The following is a 21540-nucleotide window of genomic DNA, read 5'->3' on the forward strand; positions in this document are numbered from 1 at the left end:
CACCATCCGGCATGACGGACAAGGGGCTGGGGAATCAACGCCTCAGCAACCGATCCGCATGGCGGCCCGGATTGGCTATTCGGCATTGAGGGCGGGTTTCACGGGGGCGATTCCCTGCCTATCCTGAAAGGGCCGCAAACCGGTCGCCCCCGCGACCGACGACTAGGAGGACTCCGTGCCGCTCTCGGAGCACGAGCAGCGAATGCTCGAGCAGATGGAGCGAGCGCTGTACGCCGAAGATCCCAAGTTCGCGACAGCGCTCGAGGGAAGCGGACTGCGTACGTACACCCGGCGACGGGTTTACCAGGCAGTCGCCGGCTTCCTGGTGGGTATCGCGCTCCTCATGGCCGGAATGGTCGCACAGCAGATCTGGATCAGCGTGGTGGGATTCCTCGTCATGCTGGGCTGCGCGGTCCTGGCGGTCACCGGATGGCGCAAGGCGCCGAAGCCGGGTGAGCAGCGGGCGGCCGCGGGCCGTCCGGCTCGGCAGCGACGCTCCATGATGGACCGGATCGAGGCGCGCTGGCAGCGCCGCCGCGACGAGCAGCAGGGTGGCGGCCGCTGACGGCCCCGGAGCGGTAGCCCCGCCCCCCAAAACCCCGAGCCCCGCAGGGCCCGCGCCTTCCGACGCGCCCCCTGCGGGGCTCAACACATTCCGGGCCCCGCCTGGCTGGGCGCTGCCCCCCTGCCCGTGTGTGCCGCGCCCGTGCGGGGCGGTGCCCCTCGCCCACCCGCCGTGTGGGCGATCGTCCCGCTGGGGCGATGGGGGTTCCCCCTGCTCGAGCGAAGCCGAGAGCTTGGGGGAGGGTGGGCACACGGGACGGCGCCCTCTAGCGGCGCCTCCGCGTTCCGCGCCCCGGCCCGCACCACCAGTGCGCCGTCACTCGCGGTGCGGGTTCAGGCGCGGGAGCCTCTGGCGCCGGCAGGGCGCGGGTCCGTTGTGCCCACCCGTTCCGCCCCTTGCGGAACGCCTGCCCACAACGGGGGGGCGGCGGGTGGGCGCCCGCCCTGGTGGAACGGGTGCTGTCAGCCGGTTTTGTGGTTGCGGCGGCGGAAGGCGGTTGCCGCCCGTGTCACCGCCGCATCCCGCCGCTCCGACCACCGCGTCGTCCACGACGCCCAGCGGGTCGAGGCCGCCCAGCGGAGGCGGGCCGCCGAGCGCGGGGCCAGGCGGGCACGGAGCCGGGTGCGACCGTCGGCGGCCGCGTGGAAGCCCGCACGGACCCGCCCCGCATCGGAGGCCAGGTCCGCGACCGGCCGCGGCCGGGGCGCGTACAGGACCTCCTCCACCGCCCGGGCCACCCGGTGCACCGCGTCCGCGGACTCGCCGCGCAGCTCACCGAGGCGGACGATCCGCGCCGCCGACTTCCTCGGCGTGAGGGAGTCGTCCGGCTCGACCCCGTAGTCCCAGGCCGTGTCGTTGATCTCCTCCCAGACCGCGAGAGGGGCGCCGTCCGTCCCGAGCCGTCGCGCCCGTACCCGCGTCCGCCAGAAGAGGGGGAGGAGGGGGAGCGAGACGAGCAGGAGGGCCGCCAGGGACAGGAGGAGGACCGTCCGGAGGTCCGGGCCGGAGCCGCCCCCGGACGCGCCGGCCGCGGAAGCGTCGGGACCGCAGTCGCCGAGCTTCTTCATCTGCGGGGTGCAGCTCTCCGGGGCGCTCGGCGCGGCGGACGGCTGCGCCGAGGCGCTCTGCTGGGGCTGCGCGGGCCCGGTGGCCGTGCCCGAGGGGGTGTTCTCCCGGGTGTACGAGGGGGTGGAGCCCCGCGAGGGGGTCGGCTCGAACCGCGTCCACCCGGCGCCCTCGAAGTACAGCTCGGGCCAGGCGTGCGCGTCCCGGATGCCGACGGAGACCGATCCGTCGGTCTGCGTCGCGCCCGGCATGAAGCCCACGGCCACCCGGGCCGGGATGCCGAGCGAGCGGGCCATCGCCGCCATCGAGAAGGAGAAGTGGACGCAGAAGCCCTCCTTGTCCTTCAGGAAGCGGGAGATCGCCTGGACCCCGGTTCCGGACTCCACGTCGACGTCGTAGCGGAAGCCGCCGTCCTGGGCGAACCAGTCCTGGAGCTTCACCGCCCGCTCGTAGTCGTTCCGCGCGCCCTTGGTGACGTTCAGGGCCGTCGCGCGCACGTCGGCCGGCAGCGTCGTCGGCACCTTGGTGTACTCGCGGCGCAGCTTCTCCGGGGCGGGCCCGGCGGCGGCCAGCTGGGCGGCCGTCGGCTGCACGTCCAGGCTGGAGACCTGGTAGCGGGCGCCCTTGGTGGTCTGCTTGTCGTCGCCGACGAGCATCCGGCCGGCCGGCTCGTACCGCCAGCGTCCGTCGATGTCGACCCGGCCCGCCGGGTACGGCATGGGCAGCCACTTCTGCTCGTACGCCTCGGAGGCGACGAAGTTGCTGGTCACCTCGGTGATCCGGACGCTCTGGGAGAGGCCGTCCGGCCAGGGCAGCTGCTTGGGCACGTCCTCGATGGGACGGACCGAGGACTTCCACGAGGTGCCGTCGAACTGGTCGAGGGCGACCAGCCGCAGGTACATCCCGCTGGTGTCGCGGGCGTTGGTCCGGTAGCGGAGGACCTCCCGGTCCTCCGGCTGGCGCAGATTGTTCTGCAGGGACACCAGCGGGTTCACCGCGGAGATCGTGCCGCCCTTGCCGGAGCCCCCGCTGCCCTCGCCGTCGCCGCCGAAGAGACCGCCGGAGAAGCCCGGCAGCGCGAACGGCACCACGAGCGCGATGCCCATGGCGACGGCGCCGATCCGGCGGCCGGTGCGCGCCGGGGCGAAGGCGGGGCCGCCGCCGGCGGCGACGCTGGAGCCGGGCCGGCCGGAGCGCTGGGCGCCGCCGAAGACCCGCCCCCACTGGGAGAGCCGGTCACGGCCCTCGGCGAGGAGCAGCAGCAGATAGCCGGAGGCCGCGAGGAGGAACCAGAGCCAGCCCGCTCCGCCGCCCGAGAGGCCGGCGGCCACCGAGTACAGGGCGAGCAGCGGCAGGCCGGCCGGGGCCGCCTTGCGGAAGGTGACGGCGAGGGCGTCCACCAGGAGCCCGATAGCGACGACGCCGCCGACCAGCATGAGCCGGATGCCCTCGGTGTCGGGCGCGGGGATCGCGTACCGGCCGACGTCCTCGGCGCCCGCCCGGAACAGCTCGGCGGCGTGCGTGAGGGCCTCGGGGCCCGGGACGAGCCACAGGAGGGCCTGCTCCCGGGCGAAGAACACGGTCAGCGCGAGGACCGCGGTGACGGTCTGCGCGAGCAGGGTCAGCGGCCGGGCCAGCGGCACCCGCCGGGCGAGCGTGCCCACTCCGCTGACCAGGGCGAGGACGAAGGCGGCCGTGAAGATCCAGGTCGCCGGCTTCACCAGGGGGAGCAGTGCCCCGGCCGCCATGAGGGTGGCGGCCCAGGAAGCGAGCGTCAGCCGTGTGCGGCCGCTCATGACCATCCTCCGTAGGTGTCGGCGGCGGCGGTCTCCGGGCGGAGCCCGGCGGCCTGCTGCCACAGGTCGGCGAGCGAGGCGCCGGCCGGTACGGCCAGTGCCGTCCAGCCCGCCTCCCGCAGCTCCCGCACCCGGTCCTCGGCCGCTCCGGCGACCGCGCCGCCGGTGAGCCAGGTGCCGGAGTCGAGGACGAAGGCGACGGCCGCGCCGGACCGCCCGCGCATCTTGGCGGCGAGGGCGGCCTGCTCCTCGTCGAGGTCGCCGAGGAAGGCGATGAGCAGCCCGTCGCCGCCGCCGCGCAGCACGTCGGAGGCGCGGGAGAGCCCGGCCCCCTCGGAGTGGTCGACGACCGCGAGGGTGTCCATCATCAGTCCGGCCGCCTCGGCCGAGTCCTGTGCGGAGCCGGCGAAGCCCTCGGACCCCTCGCCGGGGATCGCGGTGCCGGTGTCGGTGAGCAGCCGGACCGCGTAGCCGCGCTCCAGCATGTGGACGAGCGCGGAGGCGGTGGCGGAGACGGCCCATTCGAAGGCCGAGTCCGGGCCCGCGCCCTGGAAGGCGATCCGGCGGGTGTCGAGGAGGACGGTGCAGCGGGCCCGCTGGGGCAGCTCCTCGCGGCGCACCATCAGCTCGCCGTAGCGGGCGGTGGAGCGCCAGTGCACCCGGCGCAGGTCGTCGCCGTGGCGGTAGGTGCGCGGGATGACGTCGTCGTCGCCGGCGAGCGCGAGGGAGCGGGACTGCCCGTCCCCGTACCCCCCGGCCTCGCCGAAGAGCTTCACCGGCGGGAGGGCCTCGGTGCGGGGCACGACGGTGAGGGTGTCGTACGCGCTGAAGGACCGGGTGAGCTCGCACATCCCGAAGGGGTCGTTGAGCCGCAGCTGGAGGGGGCCCAGCGGGAAGCGGCCGCGCAGGTCGGAGCGGACCCGGTAGGACACCTCGCGCCGCCCGCCCGCCTCGACCCGGTCGAGGACGAAGCGGGGGCGGGGCCCCAGCATGTACGGCACGTGGTCCTGGAGCATCAGGAGGCCGGTGGGCAGCTTGGAGACGTTCTCCATCCGCAGCTGGACGCGTGCCTCGGTACTGGTCTCCACCCGCTGGGGAGTGAGCCGGCGGGAGGCCGCGACGCGGTAGCGGGTCCGGTGCAGCACGAGGACGCAGATCAGCGGGAGGGCGGCGAGCAGCAGCCCGACGCGCAGCAGATCGGCCTGGCCGAGGACGTACGCGCAGGCGGCGGCGGCCACCCCCGCGGCGAGGAAGGAACGGCCGCGGGTGGTGAGACCGCCGAGGGCGGCCCGCAGACTGCCCCGGTCGTCCTCGTCGCCCCGCGGTCCGTCCGGCACGGCGGAGCCACTCATCACAGCCGCCGGGCGCCGGGCTGCTGCTGGCCGTAGACCGGTCCGGCCGGCGGGGCGGTGGCCGGGACGGGGGTGCGCTGGAGGATCTCCTGGACGACCTGCTCGGCGGTGCGGCGGTTGAGCTGGGCCTGCGCCGTCGGCAGCAGCCGGTGGGCGAGGACGGGCGCGGCGAGGGCCTGGAGGTCGTCCGGCAGGACGTACTCGCGGCCGCTGAGCGCCGCGGAGGCCTTGGCGGCCCGCAGCAGGTGGAGCGTGGCCCGGGGGGAGGCGCCGAGCCGCAGGTCGGGGTGGGTGCGGGTGGCGGCGACGATGTCCACCGCGTAGCGGCGTACGGCGTCGGCGACGTGGACGCCGCGCACCGCGTCGATCAGCTTGAGGATGTCGTGGGCGTGGGCGACCGGCTGGAGGTCGTCCAGCGGGGAGACCGAGCCGTGCACGTCGAGCATCTGGAGCTCGGCCTCGGCGCTGGGGTAGCCGATGGAGACGCGGGCCATGAAGCGGTCGCGCTGGGCCTCGGGCAGCGGGTAGGTGCCCTCCATCTCGACCGGGTTCTGGGTGGCGACGACCATGAACGGGCTGGGCAGCTCGTACGTCTGGCCGTCGACCGTGACCTGGCGCTCCTCCATGGACTCCAGGAGCGCGGACTGGGTCTTCGGCGAGGCGCGGTTGATCTCGTCGCCGATCACGATCTGGGCGAAGATCGCGCCCGGCTTGAACTCGAAGTCCCGGCGCTGCTGGTCGAAGATCGACACGCCCGTGACGTCCGAGGGCAGCAGGTCGGGCGTGAACTGGATGCGGCGCACCGAGCAGTCGATGGACCGGGCCAGTGTCTTGGCCAGCATGGTCTTGCCGACGCCGGGGACATCCTCGATGAGGAGGTGCCCCTCGGCGAGCAGCACGGTCAGCGAAAGCCGTACGACCTCGGGCTTGCCCTCGATCACACTCTCCACCGATCTGCGGACGCGCTCCACAGTGGTGGTCAGATCAGCGAGGCTCGCTCGATCGTCATAGGTCGTCACCCCGGCCCTCCTCGGCCTTTCGGAACTGTCGTCCGAGCATTGTTGTTGCCGTGGCCGGGCCTGTCACTTGCATGCGGACAAGTGCGGGGGAAATGCCAGGGTTTGACGGATTACGCCGGGTCGATCTCGCGCAGGAGACCCGTCGTCACGTCGAAGACGAAGCCCCGGACGTCGTCGGAGTGCAGCAGGAAGGGGGAGGTCCGCACCCGCTGCATCGACTGCCGGACGTCCTGGTCGACGTCGCGGAAGGCCTCGACCGCCCAGGCGGGGCGCTGGCCGACCTCGTCCTCCAGCTCGTGCCGGAAGTCCTCGGTGAGCGATTCGAGACCGCAGTTCGTGTGGTGCACCAGCATCACGCTGCGGGTGCCGAGGGCCCGCTGGCTGATGGTGAGCGAGCGGATCACGTCATCGGTGACCACGCCGCCCGCGTTGCGGATCGTGTGGCAGTCGCCGAGTTCCAGGCCGAGGGCCGCGTGCAGGTCCAGACGGGCGTCCATGCAGGCGACGACGGCGACGCGCAGTACGGGCCGCGCGTCCATTCCCGGGTCGGCGAAATCGGCGGCGTAGCGTTCGTTGGCCTCGACGAGACGGTCGGTGACCGTGGCGCCGGTGCGTATGGCGTCGGCAGAGGGGTGCGCGGAGGTCGACATGGTTCCGACGGTAATGGTCACACCTCTTTCCGGCCCGCTGTGAGAGGGGACAAAGAACATCAATGAGTCTTGTTGTGAGCTAACCCACAGATGGGGCTCCCCGGGTTGTGCGACCCGCCAGTCGGTTGATTGACCGGCGGGTCCCGTGGACTAAAGTGACGCGGAGTTCACGGAGACAACGAGCGATTTTCCGCGGTTTCTCCCCCGTGTGTGCGGCGGTACCTACGGCTCGGCCTCTCCCGCGGTACGTGCCTCCGCGCCGGATCTGAGAGGGCGCATTGAGCAACGACCGACACGTCCCGGTGATGCTCCAGCGGTGCCTGGACATGTTGGCCCCCGCCCTGCAGCGCCCCGGCGCGGTCGTCGTCGACTGCACCCTGGGCCTCGGCGGCCACAGCGAGGCCCTCCTGCAGCGGTTCCCCGAGGTGCGGCTCGTCGCCCTCGACCGCGACAAGGAGGCCCTGCGACTCTCCGGCGAGCGGCTCGCCCCGTACGGGGACCGGGCCACCCTCGTCCACGCCGTGTACGACGAGCTGCCCGAGGTCCTCGACCGGCTCGGCATCCCGAAGGTGGACGGCGTCCTCTTCGACCTGGGCGTCTCCTCCATGCAGCTGGACGAGGCCGACCGCGGCTTCGCCTACGCCCAGGACGCCCCGCTGGACATGCGCATGGACCAGACGACCGGCATCAGCGCGGCCGAGGTCCTCAACACCTACCCGCCGGGCGAGCTGGTCCGGATCCTCCGCGCGTACGGCGAGGAGAAGCAGGCCAAGCGGATCGTCTCCGCGATCGTGCGCGAGCGCGACAAGGAGCCCTTCACCAACAGCGCCCGGCTCGTGGAGCTCATCCGCGACGCCCTGCCCCAGGCCGCCAAGCGCACCGGCGGCAACCCGGCCAAGCGCACGTTCCAGGCCCTGCGCATCGAGGTCAACCACGAGCTCGACAGCGTCGAGAAGGCCATCCCGGCGGCCGTGAAGGCCCTCGCCGTCGGCGGCCGGGTCGCCGTCCTCTCGTACCAGTCCCTGGAGGACCGGATCGTGAAGGGCGTCTTCGCGGCCGGCGCGGCGACCACCGCGCCGCCCGGCCTTCCGGTCGTCCCCGAGAAGTACCAGCCCCGCCTGAAGCTGCTCACCCGCGGCGCCGAGCTGCCCACGGAGGAGGAGGTCGCCGAGAACCGGCGCGCCGCCCCCGCCCGGCTCCGGGGCGTCGAGCGCATCCGGGAAGACGTCCTGTGAGCACGGCGAAGGGGCCCGTCAAAGGGCGGGCCGCGCGGCTCGGACGGCTCATGCCGTCGGGGCCCAGCTCGGCCGCCCGCACCCCCTTCGTCCTGCTCGTCGTCGTCCTGCTCGGCGGCGGGCTCATCTCCCTGCTCCTGCTGAACTCCGCCCTCAACCAGGGCTCCTTCAAGCTGAACGAGCTCAAGGTCAAGACCACCGAGCTCACCGACGAGGAGCAGGCGCTCCAGCGGGACGTCGACGACTACGCGGCCCCCGACGCCCTGGAGCGGCGGGCCCGCGAGCTCGGCATGGTCCCGGGCGGCAGCCCCGCCTTCCTGGGCCCGGACGGCAAGGTCCTGGGCGAACCCTCCGTCGCGGTCGCCCCGAAGCCGACCCCGAAACCCAGGCCGACGGCCTCCGTGCCCAAGGGCACGTCCGCCAACCGGACCAGCACTTCGGCGAACACCGGCAACGCCGCAATCACAAGCACGGCCGAGGCCACGACCACCGGCACCGGCCCGACCGGCTCAGCCCCCACCAGTCCGGGCCCCACCGGCACCGGCCAGGCAGGGACAGCGCCGGGACCGGATCGACAGGACCCCACAGGCACCGGCCAGGCAGGGACAGCGCCGGAACCGGATCGACAGGACCCCACCGGCACCGGCCAGGCACGGACAGCGCCGGAACCGGACGTCCAGGACCCCACACAGACCGGCAGGTGACCGCAGTGCCCCCCCAGGAGCCCCCGCGTCGCCGTGTCCCCGGACCCGCGCGGCCCGCGCGTCCCCGGCCCGCCTCCGCCGGGGCCCGCGCGTCCGGAGCCCGCCCGTCCCGCCCCGCCCCGCGCCCGGCCGCGAAGCGGACCGCGCCCCGGCCCCCGGCCCGGCAGCCCCGCACGATCCGGCTCGGCAGCCCCCGGCCCCGGCTGCGCCTGATCTCCCTCGGCCTGACCCTCGTCATGCTGGTCTTCGTGGTGCGGCTGCTCCAGGTCCAGGCCGTGGACGCCGGCGCGTACGCCGCGAAGGCCGACAAGTACCGCTTCCAGGAGTACACGCTCTCCGCCGAGCGGGGCGAGATCACCGACCGCAACGGCATCGCGCTCGCCGCCAGCGTCGACGCGTACGACATCACGGCCGACCCCAAGCTCTTCACCCGCGAGGAGTCGAAGCTCGCGGACGCCCCCGAGCAGGCGGCCGCGCTCCTCGCCCCGATCCTCGGCAAGCAGCCCGCCGAGCTCGCGAAGAAGCTCCGTACCCCCAAGTCCCGCTACACCCTGCTGGCCCGCAAGCAGACCCCGCAGGTCTGGAACCAGATCAAGGACCTCAAGAAGGTCTACGGGCAGAAGGCGCAGGCCGTCGGCGGCAACGGGATCAACCTCCTCGGCGGCATCCTCAGCGAGCCCAGCACCAAGCGCGTGTACCCGAACGGCGAGCTCGCCGCCGGGATACTGGGCTACGTCAACGCCGAGGGCAAGGGCGCCGGCGGCGTGGAGTCCATGCTCGACGCGGAGCTCGCCGGCAAGGACGGCAAGATCCGCTTCACCCAGTCCGGCGGCCGCCAGGTGCCCACCGCCGGCTCCCAGGGCACCCCCGCCGTCCCCGGCTCCGACATCGAGCTGACCATCGACCGGGACATCCAGTGGGCCGCCCAGCAGGCCATCACCGAGCAGGTGAAGAAGTCCAAGGCGGACCGCGGCTACGTCGTCGTGCAGAACACCAGGACCGGCGAGGTCCTCGCCATGGCCAACGCCCCCGGCTTCGACCCCAACGACCTCTCCGCCGCCAACGCCGCCGCCATGGGCAACGCCGCCCTCCAGGACGCCTACGAGCCCGGCTCCACCAGCAAGGTCCTGTCCATGGCCGCCGTCCTGGAGGAGGGCAAGGCCACCCCCGACACCCACGTCACCGTCCCCAACCGGCTCCACCGCGGCGACCGGCTCTTCAAGGACGACATCGACCACATCACCTGGTACCTGACCCTCAACGGCGTCCTCGCCAAGTCCAGCAACATCGGCACCATCCTCGCCACCGGCCAGCTCGGCAAGGACCAGGCCGAGGCCAACCGGGTCCTCCACTCGTACCTGCGCAAGTTCGGCATCGGCAGCCCCACCGGCCTGCACTTCCCCGGCGAGACCCCCGGCATCCTCGCCAAGCCCCAGGACTGGTCCACCTCCCAGCAGTACACGATCCCCTTCGGCCAGGGCCTCTCCGTCAGCGCGATGCAGGCCGCCTCCGTCTACTCGACCATCGCCAACGGAGGCGTACGGATCGAACCGACCCTCGTGCGCGGCACGAAGGGCCCCGACGGGCGCTTCGCGGCGGCCCCCGCGCCCAAGGAGTCCCGGGTCGTCAGCGAGAAGACGGCCAAGACCCTCGCGCAGATGCTGGAGTCCGTCGTCAAGGACCGGGAGGGCACCGGCACCAAGGCCGCCATCCCCGGCTACCGCGTCGCCGGCAAGACCGGTACCGCCAACCGCGTCGACCCCGAACTCGGCCGCTACAAGGGCTACACCGCCTCCTTCGCCGGCTTCGCCCCCGCCGACGACCCGCAGATCACCGTCTACTGCGCCATCCAGAACCCCACCAAGGGCAGCTACTTCGGCGGCCAGATCTGCGGACCCATCTACAAGAAGGTCATGGAGTTCGCCCTCAAGACCCTCCACGTCGCCCCCACGGGCAGCGACCCCGCCCGACTGCCGGTCACCTTCGAACCCACCCCGTGACACTCCGGGAGCACCAGTGACAACGATCACCCCTCATTCCGGGAACCGGAAATCGAACTCCGGCGAGGCCCCGGGCTCTTTTGGCCCCGCACAGGGTGCGCCCGGTACGCTCACCGCCGTGCCACACGCTGATCAGTACCGAAACGCCCCACCCCGGCCGGAGCAGGCCCGCCCGACACCCCTGGGCGACCTGGCCGCGCAGCTGGGGGCCGACGCCCCCCGGGCCGCCGAGATCTCGGGCATCACGCACGACTCGCGGGCCGTGCGCCCCGGGGACCTGTACGCGGCCCTGCCCGGCGCCCGCACCCACGGCGCCGACTTCGTCGCCCAGGCCGCCGGACTCGGAGCCGCCGCGATCCTCACCGACCCGGCGGGCGCCGAGCGCGCCGCCGAGACCGGCCTCCCGGTCCTCGTCGTGGAGAACCCGCGCGGCCGGATGGGCGAACTCGCCGCCGCGATCTACGGGCGCCCCGGCGAGGACCTCCTCCAGATCGGCATCACCGGCACCTCCGGCAAGACCACCACCGCCTACCTGGTGGAGGGCGGCCTGCGCGGCTCCGGGCGGAAGACCGGCCTCGTCGGCACCGTCGAGATGCGGATCGGCGACGAACGCATCAAGTCGGAGCGCACCACCCCCGAGGCCACCGACCTCCAGGCGCTCTTCGCCGTCATGCGCGAGCGGGGCGTCGAGGCCGTCGCCATGGAGGTCTCCAGCCACGCCCTGGTGCTCGGCCGGGTCGACGGCTGCGTCTTCGACGTCGCCGTCTTCAACAACCTCAGCCCGGAGCACATGGAGTTCCACTCCGACATGGAGGACTACTTCCGGGCCAAGGCCGGGCTCTTCACGCCCGAGCGCAGCCGCCTGGGCGTGATCAACCTCGACGACGCATACGGCCGCAGGCTCGTCGCGGAGGCGACCGTCCCGGTCGTCACCTTCTCCGCCGAGGGCCGCCCCCAGGCCGACTGGCGCGCCGAGGACCTCGTCCTCGGCTCCCACGACTCGACGTTCACCGCCGTCGGCCCCGAGGGCGCCCGGATCTCCGCCACCGCCCCGCTGCCCGGCCCGTTCAACGTCGCCAACACCCTCGCCGCGATCGCCACCCTCGCCGCCGCGGGCCTCGACCCGAAGGCCGCCGCCGAGGGCGTCGCCGCCGTCCCCGGCGTCCCGGGCCGCCTGGAGCGGGTCGACGCCGGCCAGCCGTACCTCGCGGTCGTCGACTACGCGCACAAGACGGACGCCGTCGAATCGGTCCTGCGCTCCCTGCGCGAGGTCACCGAGGGTCGGCTGCACGTGGTCATCGGCTGCGGCGGCGACCGGGACACCACCAAGCGCGGCCCGATGGGCGCCGCCGCCGCCCGGCTCGCCGACACCGCCGTCCTCACCTCCGACAACCCCCGCTCCGAGGACCCCCTGGTGATCCTCAGCGCCATGCTCGCCGGCGCCGCCGAGGTGCCGGCGGGGGAGCGCGGGGACGTCCTGGTCGAACCCGACCGGGCCGCCGCCGTCGCGGCCGCCGTGTCCCGCGCACGGCCCGGCGACACCGTCCTGGTCGCCGGCAAGGGCCACGAGCAGGGCCAGGAGATCGCCGGGGTCGTACGCCCCTTCGACGACCGCGAGGTCCTGCGCGAGGCGATTCTCCGCCAGCAGAGCCAGCACGACGCACACCGTCACGAGAACAGTCAGGGATGAAGCAGTGATCGCCCTCTCCCTCGCCGAGATCGCCGAAATCGTCGGCGGGCAGGCGCACGACATACCGGACACGGCCACCCGGATCACCGGGCCCGTCGTCATCGACTCCCGCGAGGTGCGGGCCGGCAGCCTCTTCGCGGCCTTCGCCGGTGAGCACGTCGACGGCCACGACTACGCGGAGCGCGCCGTCGCGGCGGGAGCGGCGGCCGTGCTCGCCGCCCGGCCCGTCGGCGTCCCCGCCATCGTCGTCGACGACGTCCAGACCGCGCTGGGGGCCCTCGCCCGCGCGGTCGTGGAGCGGCTCGGCACCGATGTCGTCGCCCTCACCGGCTCGGCCGGCAAGACTTCCACGAAGGACCTGATCGCCCAGGTCCTCGACCGGCACGCGCCCACCGTGTGGACGCCCGGCTCGCTCAACAACGAGATCGGCCTGCCGCTCACGGCGCTCCGCGCGAGCGACGAGACCCGGCACCTGGTCCTGGAGATGGGCGCCCGCGGCATCGGACACATCCGCTACCTCGCCGGCCTCACCCCGCCCCGTATCGGCCTCGTCCTCAACGTGGGCACCGCCCACATCGGCGAGTTCGGCGGCCGGGAGCAGATCGCCGAGGCCAAGGGCGAGCTCGTCGAGGCCCTGCCGTCCGCCGAGGAGGGCGGGATCGCGGTCCTCAACGCCGACGACCCGCTCGTCCGCGCCATGGCGAGCCGCACCAAGGCCCGCGTGACCCTGTTCGGCGAAGCGGACGAAGCGGCCGTACGGGCCGAGAACGTCCACCTCACAGAGAACGGACAGCCTTCTTTCAGGCTTCACACACCCACCGGGTGCAGTGACGTGACCTTGCGCCTGTACGGTGAGCACCACGTGTCGAACGCGCTCGCAGCGGCCGCCGTCGCGCACGAGCTGGGCATGCCCGTCGAAGAGATCGCCACCGCGCTCTCCGAGGCGGGCACCCTGTCGCGCTGGCGCATGGAGGTCACCGAGCGTCCGGACGGCGTGACGATCGTCAACGACGCCTACAACGCGAACCCCGAGTCCATGCGAGCCGCCCTGCGCGCGCTCGCGGCCATGGGCAGGGCCGCACAGGCCCGAGGGGCTCGTACGTGGGCGGTGCTCGGCAAGATGGCCGAGCTCGGTGACGCATCGCTCGTCGAGCACGACGCGGTCGGACGGCTCGCCGTCCGGCTCAACGTCAGCAAGCTCGTCGCGGTCGGGGAGAGGGAAGCTTCCTGGCTGCAACTGGGCGCATATAACGAGGGTTCGTGGGGTGAGGAGTCGGTGCACGTGTCCGACGCGCAGGCGGCTGTCGACCTGTTGCGCAGTGAGCTGCGCCCGGGGGATGTCGTCCTTGTGAAGGCTTCCAGGTCGGTCGGTCTCGAACAGGTCGCGCTGGCGCTCCTCGACACCGAGGGCGAGGTCACCGGCCGATGAGGCAGATCCTCTTCGCGGGGGCCATCGGGCTCTTCCTGACCCTGATCGGCACGCCGCTGCTGATCAAGCTCCTTGCCCGCAAGGGGTACGGGCAGTTCATCCGGGACGACGGCCCGCGCGGTCACGCCGGGAAGAAGGGCACGCCCACCATGGGCGGCATCTCCTTCATCCTGGCCACGCTCATCGCGTACGCGCTGGCCAAGGTCATCACCGGTGAGGACCCGACGTACTCGGGCGTCCTGGTGCTGTTCCTCATGGCCGGCATGGGCCTGGTGGGCTTCCTCGACGACTACATCAAGATCGTCAAGCAGCGTTCGCTCGGTCTGCGGGCCAAGGCGAAGATGGCCGGCCAGCTGATCGTCGGCATCGCCTTCGCCGTGCTCGCGCTGCAGTTCGCGGACCTGCGCGGCAACACCCCGGCCTCCACGAAGCTCTCCTTCATCACGGACTTCGGCTGGGCCATCGGCCCGGTGCTCTTCGTGGTCTGGGCGCTCTTCATGATCCTGGCCATGTCCAACGGCGTGAACCTGACCGACGGTCTGGACGGCCTGGCCACCGGCGCCTCGGTGATGGTCTTCGGCGCGTACACCTTCATCGGGCTCTGGCAGTTCCAGGAGTCCTGTGCCAACGCGGTGACGCTGACCAACCCCAACGCCTGCTTCGAGGTCCGTGACCCGCTCGACCTCGCGGTCGTCGCCTCCGCGCTGATGGGCGCCTGCTTCGGCTTCCTCTGGTGGAACACCTCGCCCGCCAAGATCTTCATGGGTGACACCGGCTCGCTCGCCCTCGGCGGCGCCCTCGCCGGTCTCGCCATCTGCTCCCGTACGGAGCTTCTGCTGGCCCTGCTCGGCGGCCTGTTCGTGCTGATCACGATGTCCGTGGTCATCCAGGTCGGCTCGTTCAAGATGACCGGCAAGCGCGTCTTCCGGATGGCACCCCTCCAGCACCACTTCGAACTCAAGGGGTGGTCCGAGGTCCTGGTCGTCGTCCGGTTCTGGATCATCCAGGGCATGTGCGTGATCGTGGGCCTGGGCCTCTTCTACGCGGGATGGGCATCGGAAAAGTGACAGAACAGCTCGACTGGAACGGCAAGAAGGTCACCGTCGCGGGGCTCGGGGTCTCCGGGATCCCGGCCGCCCGCGTCCTGCACGCCCGCGGCGCGCTCGTGACCGTCGTCAACGACGGCGACGACGAGCGCTCCCGGGCGCAGGCCGCCGAGCTCGAGGCGGAGGGCATCACCGTCCGCCTCGGCGACGGGGCGACGCTGCCGGCCGGCACCGAGCTGATCGTCACCACTCCCGGCTGGCGCCCCGACAAGCCCCTCTTCACGGCCGCCGCCGAGGCGGGCGTGGAGATCTGGGGCGACGTCGAGCTGGCCTGGCGGCTCAGGGGCCCGGACGCGGCTCCCTGGCTCGCGGTCACCGGCACCAACGGCAAGACCACCACCGTGCGGATGCTCGCCTCGATCCTGGAGGCGGCCGGACTGCGGACCGCCGCCGTCGGGAACATCGGCGTCTCGCTCCTCGACGCCGTCCTCGGCGAGCAGGAGTACGACGTGCTCGCCGTCGAGCTCTCCAGCTACCAGCTGCACTGGGCGCCGTCCGTCCGCGCCCACTCGGCCGCCGTGCTCAACCTGGCGCCCGACCACCTCGACTGGCACGGCTCCATGGAGGCGTACGCCGCCGACAAGGGCCGCATCTACGAGGGCAACCGGATCGCCTGCGTCTACAACGTCGCCGACAAGGCCACCGAGGACCTGGTCGTCGAGGCCGACGTCGAGGAGGGCTGCCGCGCGATCGGCTTCACCCTCGGCACCCCCGGCCCCTCCCAGCTCGGTGTCGTCGAGGGACTCCTCGTCGACCGGGCCTTCGTCGAGAACCGGCAGAAGAACGCCCAGGAGCTCGCCGAGGTCGCCGACGTCCAGCCGCCGGCCCCGCACAACATCGCCAACGCCCTCGCCGCCGCCGCCCTCGCGCGCGCCTTCGGCGTCGACGCCAAGGCCGTACGGGACGGCCTCAAGGCCTTCCGGCCCGACCCGCACCGCATCGAACTGGTCGAGGAGGTCCAGGGAGTCACGTACGTCGACGACTCCAAGGCCACCAACACCCACGCCGCGGAAGCCTCGTTGGCCGCCTACGACCCGATCGTCTGGATCGCCGGCGGCCTCGCCAAGGGTGCGACCTTCGACGAGCTCGTCCAGCGCTCGGCGAAGCGCTTGCGCGGCGCCGTCCTGATCGGCGCCGACCGGGCCCTGATCCGCGAAGCCCTGGCGCGACACGCCCCGGAGGTCCCGGTGGTGGACCTCGACCGGACCGACACTGGGGCGATGTCCGAGGCGGTCCGCGAGGCGGCCCGGCTCGCCCAGCCGGGGGACACGGTCCTGCTCGCCCCGGCCTGCGCCTCGATGGACATGTTCACCAACTACAACAAGCGGGGCGAGGCCTTCGCGGACGCCGTCCGCGCCCTCGCCGCCACCGGGGACGCCTGACCCGACCAGCGGGAGGGTCCGGCCGGACCGGGCACGACTGGAGGGGACAGCGACCATGCCGAGCAAGATCGCCGGGACACGCCGGCCTTCCGCCGTACGCGGCGGAGGGCGGGCCCCCGCGACCCCGCGGCGGGCGCGCGGCGGAGGCGTACGGGGGCTGTACGAGCGGCTCCGCAAGGCCTGGGACCGGCCCCTCACGGCGTACTACGTGATCATCGGCGCGGGACTGCTCATCACCACGCTCGGCCTGGTGATGGTCTACTCCGCCTCGATGATCACGGCGCTCCGCTACGACCTGGTGCCCTCCTACTTCTTCCGGAAGCAGTTCATCGCCGCGCTCCTCGGCACCGGACTGCTCCTGGTCGCCTCCCGGATGCCGGTCAAGCTGCACCGGGCGCTGGCCTACCCGATCCTGGTCGGCGCGGTCTTCCTGATGGTCCTCGTGCAGATCCCCGGGATAGGGCACGCGGTCAACGGCAACCAGAACTGGATCTCCCTCGGCGGCCCCTTCCAGCTCCAGCCCAGCGAGTTCGGCAAGCTGGCGCTGATCCTGTGGGGGGCCGACCTGCTCGCCCGCAAGCACGACACGCGGCTGCTCACCCAGTGGAAGCACATGCTGGTGCCGCTGGTGCCGGGCGCCTTCATGCTGCTCGGGTTGATCATGCTCGGCGGCGACATGGGCACCTCGATCATCCTCGCGGCCATCCTCTTCGGCCTGCTGTGGACGGCCGGAGCGCCCACCCGCCTCTTCGTCGGCGTCCTCACGGTCGCCGGCGCGATCGGCGTCCTGCTGATCAAGACCAGCGCGAACCGGATGAAGCGCTTCGACTGCATCGGAGCGACCGACCCCGGCGGCGAGGGAGCCCCCTGCCTGCAGGCCGCGCACGGAATCTATGCTCTGGCCTCGGGCGGATGGTTCGGTTCCGGACTCGGCGCGAGCGTCGAGAAATGGGGCCAACTCCCCGAAGCGCACACCGACTTCATCTTCGCGGTCACCGGTGAGGAACTGGGTCTCGCGGGGACGCTGTCGGTACTCGCCCTGTTCGCGGCTCTAGGCTATGCGGGTATCCGCGTGGCCGGAGGCACGGAGGACCCCTTCGTGAGGTTCGCCGCGGGAGGTGTGACCACCTGGATCACGGCTCAGGCCGTGATCAACATCGGTGCGGTGCTCGGCCTGCTGCCGATCGCCGGTGTCCCGCTCCCGCTGTTCTCCTACGGAGGGTCGGCCCTGCTGCCGACCATGTTCGCCGTCGGGCTCCTCATCGCCTTCGCGCGACAGGAACCCGCCGCGAAAGCGGCCCTGGCCATGCGCCGCCCCGGCTGGGGCAAGCGGGCCGGGAAGAGATGGAAGTCGATGCGACGGCGCGTCAAGAAGCGCCCGTCCGGAGAGCGGTGAATTTCGGTGCATGTCGTACTCGCCGGTGGGGGGACCGCCGGCCACATCGAGCCCGCGCTCGCCCTCGCGGACGCCCTGCGCAGGCAGGACCCCAGCGTGGGGATCACGGCGCTCGGCACGGAGAAGGGTCTGGAGACCCGGCTCGTGCCCGAGCGGGGCTACGAGTTGGCGCTCATCCCCGCCGTACCGCTGCCCCGCAAGCCCACCCCCGAGCTGATCACCGTCCCCGGGCGGCTGCGCGGCACGATCAAGGCGGCCGAGCAGGTCCTGGAGCGCACCAAGGCGGACTGCGTGGTCGGCTTCGGCGGCTATGTGGCCCTGCCCGGCTATCTCGCGGCCAAGCGCCTCGGGGTGCCCATCGTGGTCCACGAGGCCAACGCCCGGCCCGGCCTGGCCAACAAGATCGGTTCGCGGTACGCGGCCGGGGTCGCCGTCGCCACCCCGGACAGCAAGCTCCGCAACGCCCGTTACATCGGCATCCCGCTGCGGCACACCATCGCGACCCTCGACCGGGCGCGGGTGCGGCCCGAGGCGCGCGCCGCCTTCGGTCTCGACCCGAACCTGCCGACGCTGCTGGTCTCCGGCGGCTCCCAGGGCGCCCGGCGGCTCAACGAGGTGATCCAGCAGATCGCCCCGGTGCTCCAGCGCTCCGGCATCCAGATCCTGCACGCGGTCGGCCCGAAGAACGAGATGCCGCGCGTCGACAACATGCCCGGTATGCCGCCGTACGTGCCGGTACCGTACGTGGACCGGATGGATCTCGCGTACGCCGCGGCCGACATGATGCTCTGCCGCGCGGGCGCGATGACCGTCGCCGAGCTCTCCGCCGTCGGGCTGCCCGCCGCGTACGTCCCGCTGCCCATCGGCAACGGCGAACAGCGGCTCAACGCCCAGCCGGTGGTGAAGGCAGGCGGTGGACTCCTCGTCGACGACGCGGAGCTGACGCCGCAGTGGGTGCAGGGCAACGTCCTGCCCGTACTGGCCGATCCGCACCGGTTGTACGAGATGTCCCGCTCCGCCGCCGAGTTCGGCCGCCGGGACGCCGACGACCTGCTCGTCGGCATGGTGTACGAGGCGATCGCCGCCCGCCGGCAGGCGTAGCGGCCCTGAGGCAGGAGGCGCCGGGTGGCAGCCGGACCGACGACCGCGGAGAAGAGCGGGACGAGCAAGTCGAAGGGGCCGTCGGGGCAGTCGTCCGGCACGGGCACCCGGAATCACCGATTCCGGGTGCCTGCCCCCCGGGTGCTCCTCGTCGTGCTCGGCCTCGTCGTGCTCGTCGCCGGCGGGGTCTGGGCGCTCTACGGCTCGACCTGGTTCCGTGTGGAACGTGTGAAGACTTCCGGGACCCGGGTGCTGACACCGGCCGAGGTCGAGACGGTCGCCGCCGTCCCGATGGGTGCCCCGCTCGTCACCGTCGACACCGACGCGATCGAGGCCCGGCTCCGGCAGAGGCTGCCGCGCATCGAGTCCATCGACGTCGTGCGGTCGTGGCCGCACGGAATCGGGCTGAAAGTGACGGAACGGAAGCCCGTTCTTCTCGTCGAAAAGGGCGGAAAGTTCACCGAAGTGGACTCGACCGGGCTGCGGTTCGCGACCGTCGACACCGCGCCCCGAGGCGTCCCCTTCCTCGTCCTCGACAGCGCCTCCTCGCCGAGCCTGCGCCGCTTCGACGCGGACCGGCTGCTCCGGGAGGCGGTCCGCGTCCGGGGTGAACTCCCGGCGGAAATCGCCCGGGACACTCGTGTCGTGCGCATCACCTCGTACGACTCCGTCACTCTGGAGCTGACCGGGGGCCGAACGGTCTTCTGGGGCAGCGGTGAGCACGGCCCGGTCAAGGCCCGGGTGCTGACCGCCCTCATGAAGGCCACTCCCAAAGCGGGGCACTTCGACGTAAGTGCCCCCACGGCCCCCGCCTCGTCCGGAAGTTGACGGGCATCTGCGCTGGCCAGCACCCTGGTTGGCCATCGCTACGGGTGATCACATAGGGTGAAAAGAAAAACGGGAGGTTCGGCGTGTTCGTTGAACGTGCGCCACTTGTCGACTTAGTGTCCTGTTCGGAAGAGTCCAGCGAACAGAGACACTGGTAACCCTAAACTTCAACGTTAGGGTTTGGGTCGGCGTTTCGGACCGTCCCAATCGGCATCCGTCGGAGCGGCGCGACCAACCGCGCAGCGACGACACGTAACTCGAGGCGAGAGGCCTTCGACGTGGCAGCACCGCAGAACTACCTCGCAGTCATCAAGGTCATCGGTGTCGGCGGCGGTGGTGTCAATGCCATCAACCGAATGATCGAGGTCGGCCTCAAGGGCGTCGAGTTCATCGCGATCAACACCGACGCGCAAGCGCTGTTGATGAGCGACGCCGACGTCAAGCTCGACGTCGGCCGTGAACTCACCCGCGGCCTCGGGGCCGGGGCCAACCCGGCCGTCGGTCGCAAGGCGGCAGAGGACCACCGTGAGGAGATCGAGGAGGTCCTCAAGGGGGCCGACATGGTCTTCGTCACCGCCGGCGAAGGCGGCGGCACCGGCACCGGCGGCGCGCCCGTCGTCGCCAACATCGCGCGCTCGCTCGGCGCCCTGACGATCGGTGTGGTCACCCGGCCGTTCACCTTCGAGGGCCGCCGTCGCGCCAACCAGGCGGAGGACGGCATCGCCGAGCTCCGCGAAGAGGTCGACACCCTCATCGTCATCCCGAACGACCGGCTGCTCTCGATCTCGGACCGCCAGGTCTCCGTGCTCGACGCCTTCAAGTCGGCCGACCAGGTCCTCCTGAGCGGTGTCCAGGGCATCACCGACCTCATCACCACCCCGGGTCTGATCAACCTCGACTTCGCCGACGTCAAGTCGGTCATGTCCGAGGCCGGTTCGGCGCTCATGGGCATCGGCTCCGCCCGCGGCGACGACCGCGCGGTGGCGGCGGCCGAGATGGCGATCTCCTCGCCGCTCCTCGAAGCCTCCATCGACGGCGCCCGCGGCGTGCTGCTCTCCATCTCCGGCGGCAGCGACCTCGGTCTCTTCGAGATCAACGAGGCCGCGCAGCTGGTCAGCGAGGCGGCCCACCCCGAGGCCAACATCATCTTCGGCGCCGTCATCGACGACGCCCTCGGCGACGAGGTCCGGGTCACCGTCATCGCGGCCGGCTTCGACGGCGGCCAGCCCCCGGCCCGCCGGGACAACATCATCGGCTCGGTCTCGGCCAAGCGCGAGGAGCCGGCCCCGGCGCCCCGCATCACCGAGACCCCCCGCCCGCTGGGCGGCCTCGGCACGGTCGCCCCGCGCGAGGAGCCGGCCCCGGTCCCGGTCGAGCCCGCCCCGGTCGTCAACGAGACCCCGCTGACGCCCGCCCCGCCGGTCGTCCCGCCGGCCCGTCCGTACGCGGACAGCCAGGCCGAGGAGCTGGACGTCCCGGACTTCCTGAAGTGATAGGACAGCGCTTCGACGCGAACGGCGCGCACTTCGCCTTCACCGACCGGTGGGGCGGGGTGAGCGCCGTTCCGTACGAGGAGCTCAACCTCGGCGGAGCGGTCGGGGACGACCCCGCGGCCGTCCTCGCCAACCGGGCGGCCGCCGCCGGGGCCCTCGGGCTCGACCCGGCGCGGGTGGTCTGGATGAACCAGGTCCACGGAGCCGACGTCGCCGAGGTCGACGCACCGTGGGGAGACGCGGTGATCCCGTCCGTCGACGCGATCGTCACCGCCCGGCCCGGACTCGCCCTCGCCGTCCTCACCGCGGACTGCGTTCCCGTCCTCCTCGCCGACCCGGTCGCCGGAGTCGCGGCCGCCGCCCACGCCGGGCGGCCCGGGATGGTCGCCGGAGTCGTCCCCGCCGCCGTCGCGGCGATGGCGAAGCTCGGCGCGGAACCCGCCCGGATCGTCGCCCGCACCGGACCCGCCGTCTGCGGCCGGTGCTACGAAGTGCCCGAGGCGATGCGCGCCGAGGTCGCGGCCGTCGAACCGGCCGCGTACGCCGAGACCTCCTGGGGCACCCCCGCCGTCGACGTCGCCGCCGGAGTGCGCGCGCAGTTGGAGCGGCTCGGGGTCCTGGACATCGCGGACGCCGGGGTCTGCACCCTGGAATCGCGCGACCACTACTCGTACCGCCGCGATCGCACCACGGGGCGACTCGCGGGATATGTCTGGTTGTGAGAAGAGA

General features: G+C 72.4%; 17 protein-coding genes. 13 read left to right on the top strand and 4 right to left on the bottom strand.

Annotated elements, in window-relative coordinates; genetic code table 11:
* Positions 1-175: 175 nt before the first annotated feature.
* A complete protein-coding gene (locus ACF07V_RS10350) occupies positions 176-565 on the top strand; it encodes a DUF3040 domain-containing protein (RefSeq protein WP_392152965.1) in 390 nt (129 codons plus the stop codon).
* 461 nt (positions 566-1026) lie between these two features.
* Here ACF07V_RS10350 and ACF07V_RS10355 read toward each other — a convergent pair whose 3' ends face one another.
* The 4 genes from ACF07V_RS10355 to ACF07V_RS10370 form a co-directional block, all read right to left on the bottom strand.
* Positions 1027-3426 (bottom strand): transglutaminaseTgpA domain-containing protein, encoded by a 2400-nt coding sequence (locus tag ACF07V_RS10355; RefSeq protein WP_392152967.1) that lies wholly within the window; start codon positions 3424-3426, stop codon positions 1027-1029.
* Positions 3423-4778 carry a DUF58 domain-containing protein gene (locus ACF07V_RS10360; protein WP_392152968.1) on the bottom strand — a complete coding sequence of 452 codons (1356 nt, stop codon included), beginning with the start codon at positions 4776-4778 and terminating at the stop codon, positions 3423-3425. Before ACF07V_RS10360 ends, ACF07V_RS10355 begins: the two co-directional genes overlap by 4 nt.
* A complete protein-coding gene (locus tag ACF07V_RS10365; RefSeq protein ID WP_392152970.1) occupies positions 4778-5797 on the bottom strand; it encodes an AAA family ATPase in 1020 nt (339 codons plus the stop codon). The genes ACF07V_RS10360 and ACF07V_RS10365 overlap by 1 nt, the downstream gene beginning before the upstream one ends.
* Before the next feature lie 110 nt (positions 5798-5907).
* On the bottom strand, positions 5908-6447 hold the full coding sequence (locus ACF07V_RS10370) for a beta-class carbonic anhydrase (RefSeq protein WP_392152971.1): 540 nt from the start codon (positions 6445-6447) through the stop codon (positions 5908-5910).
* A gap of 278 nt (positions 6448-6725) precedes the next feature.
* Between ACF07V_RS10370 and rsmH the strand changes: the two genes are divergently transcribed.
* The 12 genes from rsmH to pgeF all read left to right on the top strand — a co-directional run bounded on the left by rsmH (position 6726) and on the right by pgeF (position 21533).
* On the top strand, positions 6726-7682 hold the full coding sequence (rsmH, locus tag ACF07V_RS10375) for a 16S rRNA (cytosine(1402)-N(4))-methyltransferase RsmH (protein WP_392152974.1): 957 nt from the start codon (positions 6726-6728) through the stop codon (positions 7680-7682).
* Complete coding sequence (locus ACF07V_RS10380; protein WP_392152975.1) at positions 7679-8386, top strand: septum formation initiator family protein; 708 nt, start codon at positions 7679-7681, stop codon at positions 8384-8386. The genes rsmH and ACF07V_RS10380 overlap by 4 nt, the downstream gene beginning before the upstream one ends.
* Positions 8387-8391: 5 nt before the next feature.
* Positions 8392-10386 (top strand): peptidoglycan D,D-transpeptidase FtsI family protein, encoded by a 1995-nt coding sequence (locus ACF07V_RS10385; protein WP_392153428.1) that lies wholly within the window; start codon positions 8392-8394, stop codon positions 10384-10386.
* A gap of 16 nt (positions 10387-10402) precedes the next feature.
* On the top strand, positions 10403-12076 hold the full coding sequence (locus ACF07V_RS10390; RefSeq protein WP_392152977.1) for a UDP-N-acetylmuramoyl-L-alanyl-D-glutamate--2,6-diaminopimelate ligase: 1674 nt from the start codon (positions 10403-10405) through the stop codon (positions 12074-12076).
* A gap of 4 nt (positions 12077-12080) precedes the next feature.
* The gene (murF, locus tag ACF07V_RS10395) at positions 12081-13505 is read left to right on the top strand and encodes a UDP-N-acetylmuramoyl-tripeptide--D-alanyl-D-alanine ligase (protein ID WP_392152979.1); all 1425 of its coding nucleotides are present in this window, start codon (positions 12081-12083) and stop codon (positions 13503-13505) included.
* Entirely contained in the window at positions 13502-14572 is a 1071-nt protein-coding gene (mraY, locus tag ACF07V_RS10400) for a phospho-N-acetylmuramoyl-pentapeptide-transferase (RefSeq protein ID WP_392152981.1), read from the top strand. The genes murF and mraY overlap by 4 nt, the downstream gene beginning before the upstream one ends.
* Positions 14554-15993: a UDP-N-acetylmuramoyl-L-alanine--D-glutamate ligase gene (murD, locus tag ACF07V_RS10405; RefSeq protein ID WP_392152982.1), complete on the top strand. Its 1440-nt coding sequence runs from the start codon at positions 14554-14556 to the stop codon at positions 15991-15993. Before mraY ends, murD begins: the two co-directional genes overlap by 19 nt.
* A gap of 55 nt (positions 15994-16048) precedes the next feature.
* A complete protein-coding gene (gene ftsW / locus ACF07V_RS10410) occupies positions 16049-17389 on the top strand; it encodes a putative lipid II flippase FtsW (RefSeq protein WP_392152984.1) in 1341 nt (446 codons plus the stop codon).
* Positions 17390-17395: 6 nt separating this feature from the next.
* Positions 17396-18490, top strand: a complete 1095-nt coding sequence (murG, locus tag ACF07V_RS10415; RefSeq protein ID WP_369143751.1) for an undecaprenyldiphospho-muramoylpentapeptide beta-N-acetylglucosaminyltransferase — start codon at positions 17396-17398, stop codon at positions 18488-18490.
* Between the two features lie 24 nt (positions 18491-18514).
* Entirely contained in the window at positions 18515-19318 is an 804-nt protein-coding gene (locus ACF07V_RS10420) for a cell division protein FtsQ/DivIB (protein ID WP_392152985.1), read from the top strand.
* Positions 19319-19596: 278 nt separating this feature from the next.
* On the top strand, positions 19597-20811 hold the full coding sequence (ftsZ, locus tag ACF07V_RS10425) for a cell division protein FtsZ (protein WP_392152987.1): 1215 nt from the start codon (positions 19597-19599) through the stop codon (positions 20809-20811).
* The gene (gene pgeF / locus ACF07V_RS10430; protein WP_392152988.1) at positions 20808-21533 is read left to right on the top strand and encodes a peptidoglycan editing factor PgeF; all 726 of its coding nucleotides are present in this window, start codon (positions 20808-20810) and stop codon (positions 21531-21533) included. Before ftsZ ends, pgeF begins: the two co-directional genes overlap by 4 nt.
* Positions 21534-21540: the final 7 nt, after the last annotated feature.

The organism is Streptomyces sp. NPDC015661 (assembly GCF_043077765.1).
In the GTDB taxonomy this organism is placed as follows: Bacteria; Actinomycetota; Actinomycetes; order Streptomycetales; family Streptomycetaceae; genus Streptomyces.

What these genes read in the sequence shown, in the direction of transcription:
- ACF07V_RS10355 (WP_392152967.1), bottom strand. Translation starts at nt 3,426, where the DNA reads ATGAGCGGCCGCACACGGCTGACGCTCGCTTCCTGGGCCGCCACCCTC.
- ACF07V_RS10360 (WP_392152968.1), bottom strand. Translation starts at nt 4,778, where the DNA reads ATGAGTGGCTCCGCCGTGCCGGACGGACCGCGGGGCGACGAGGACGAC.
- ACF07V_RS10370 (WP_392152971.1), bottom strand. Translation starts at nt 6,447, where the DNA reads ATGTCGACCTCCGCGCACCCCTCTGCCGACGCCATACGCACCGGCGCC.
- mraY (WP_392152981.1), top strand. Translation starts at nt 13,502, where the DNA reads ATGAGGCAGATCCTCTTCGCGGGGGCCATCGGGCTCTTCCTGACCCTG.
- murD (WP_392152982.1), top strand. Translation starts at nt 14,554, where the DNA reads ATGGGCATCGGAAAAGTGACAGAACAGCTCGACTGGAACGGCAAGAAG.
- ftsW (WP_392152984.1), top strand. Translation starts at nt 16,049, where the DNA reads ATGCCGAGCAAGATCGCCGGGACACGCCGGCCTTCCGCCGTACGCGGC.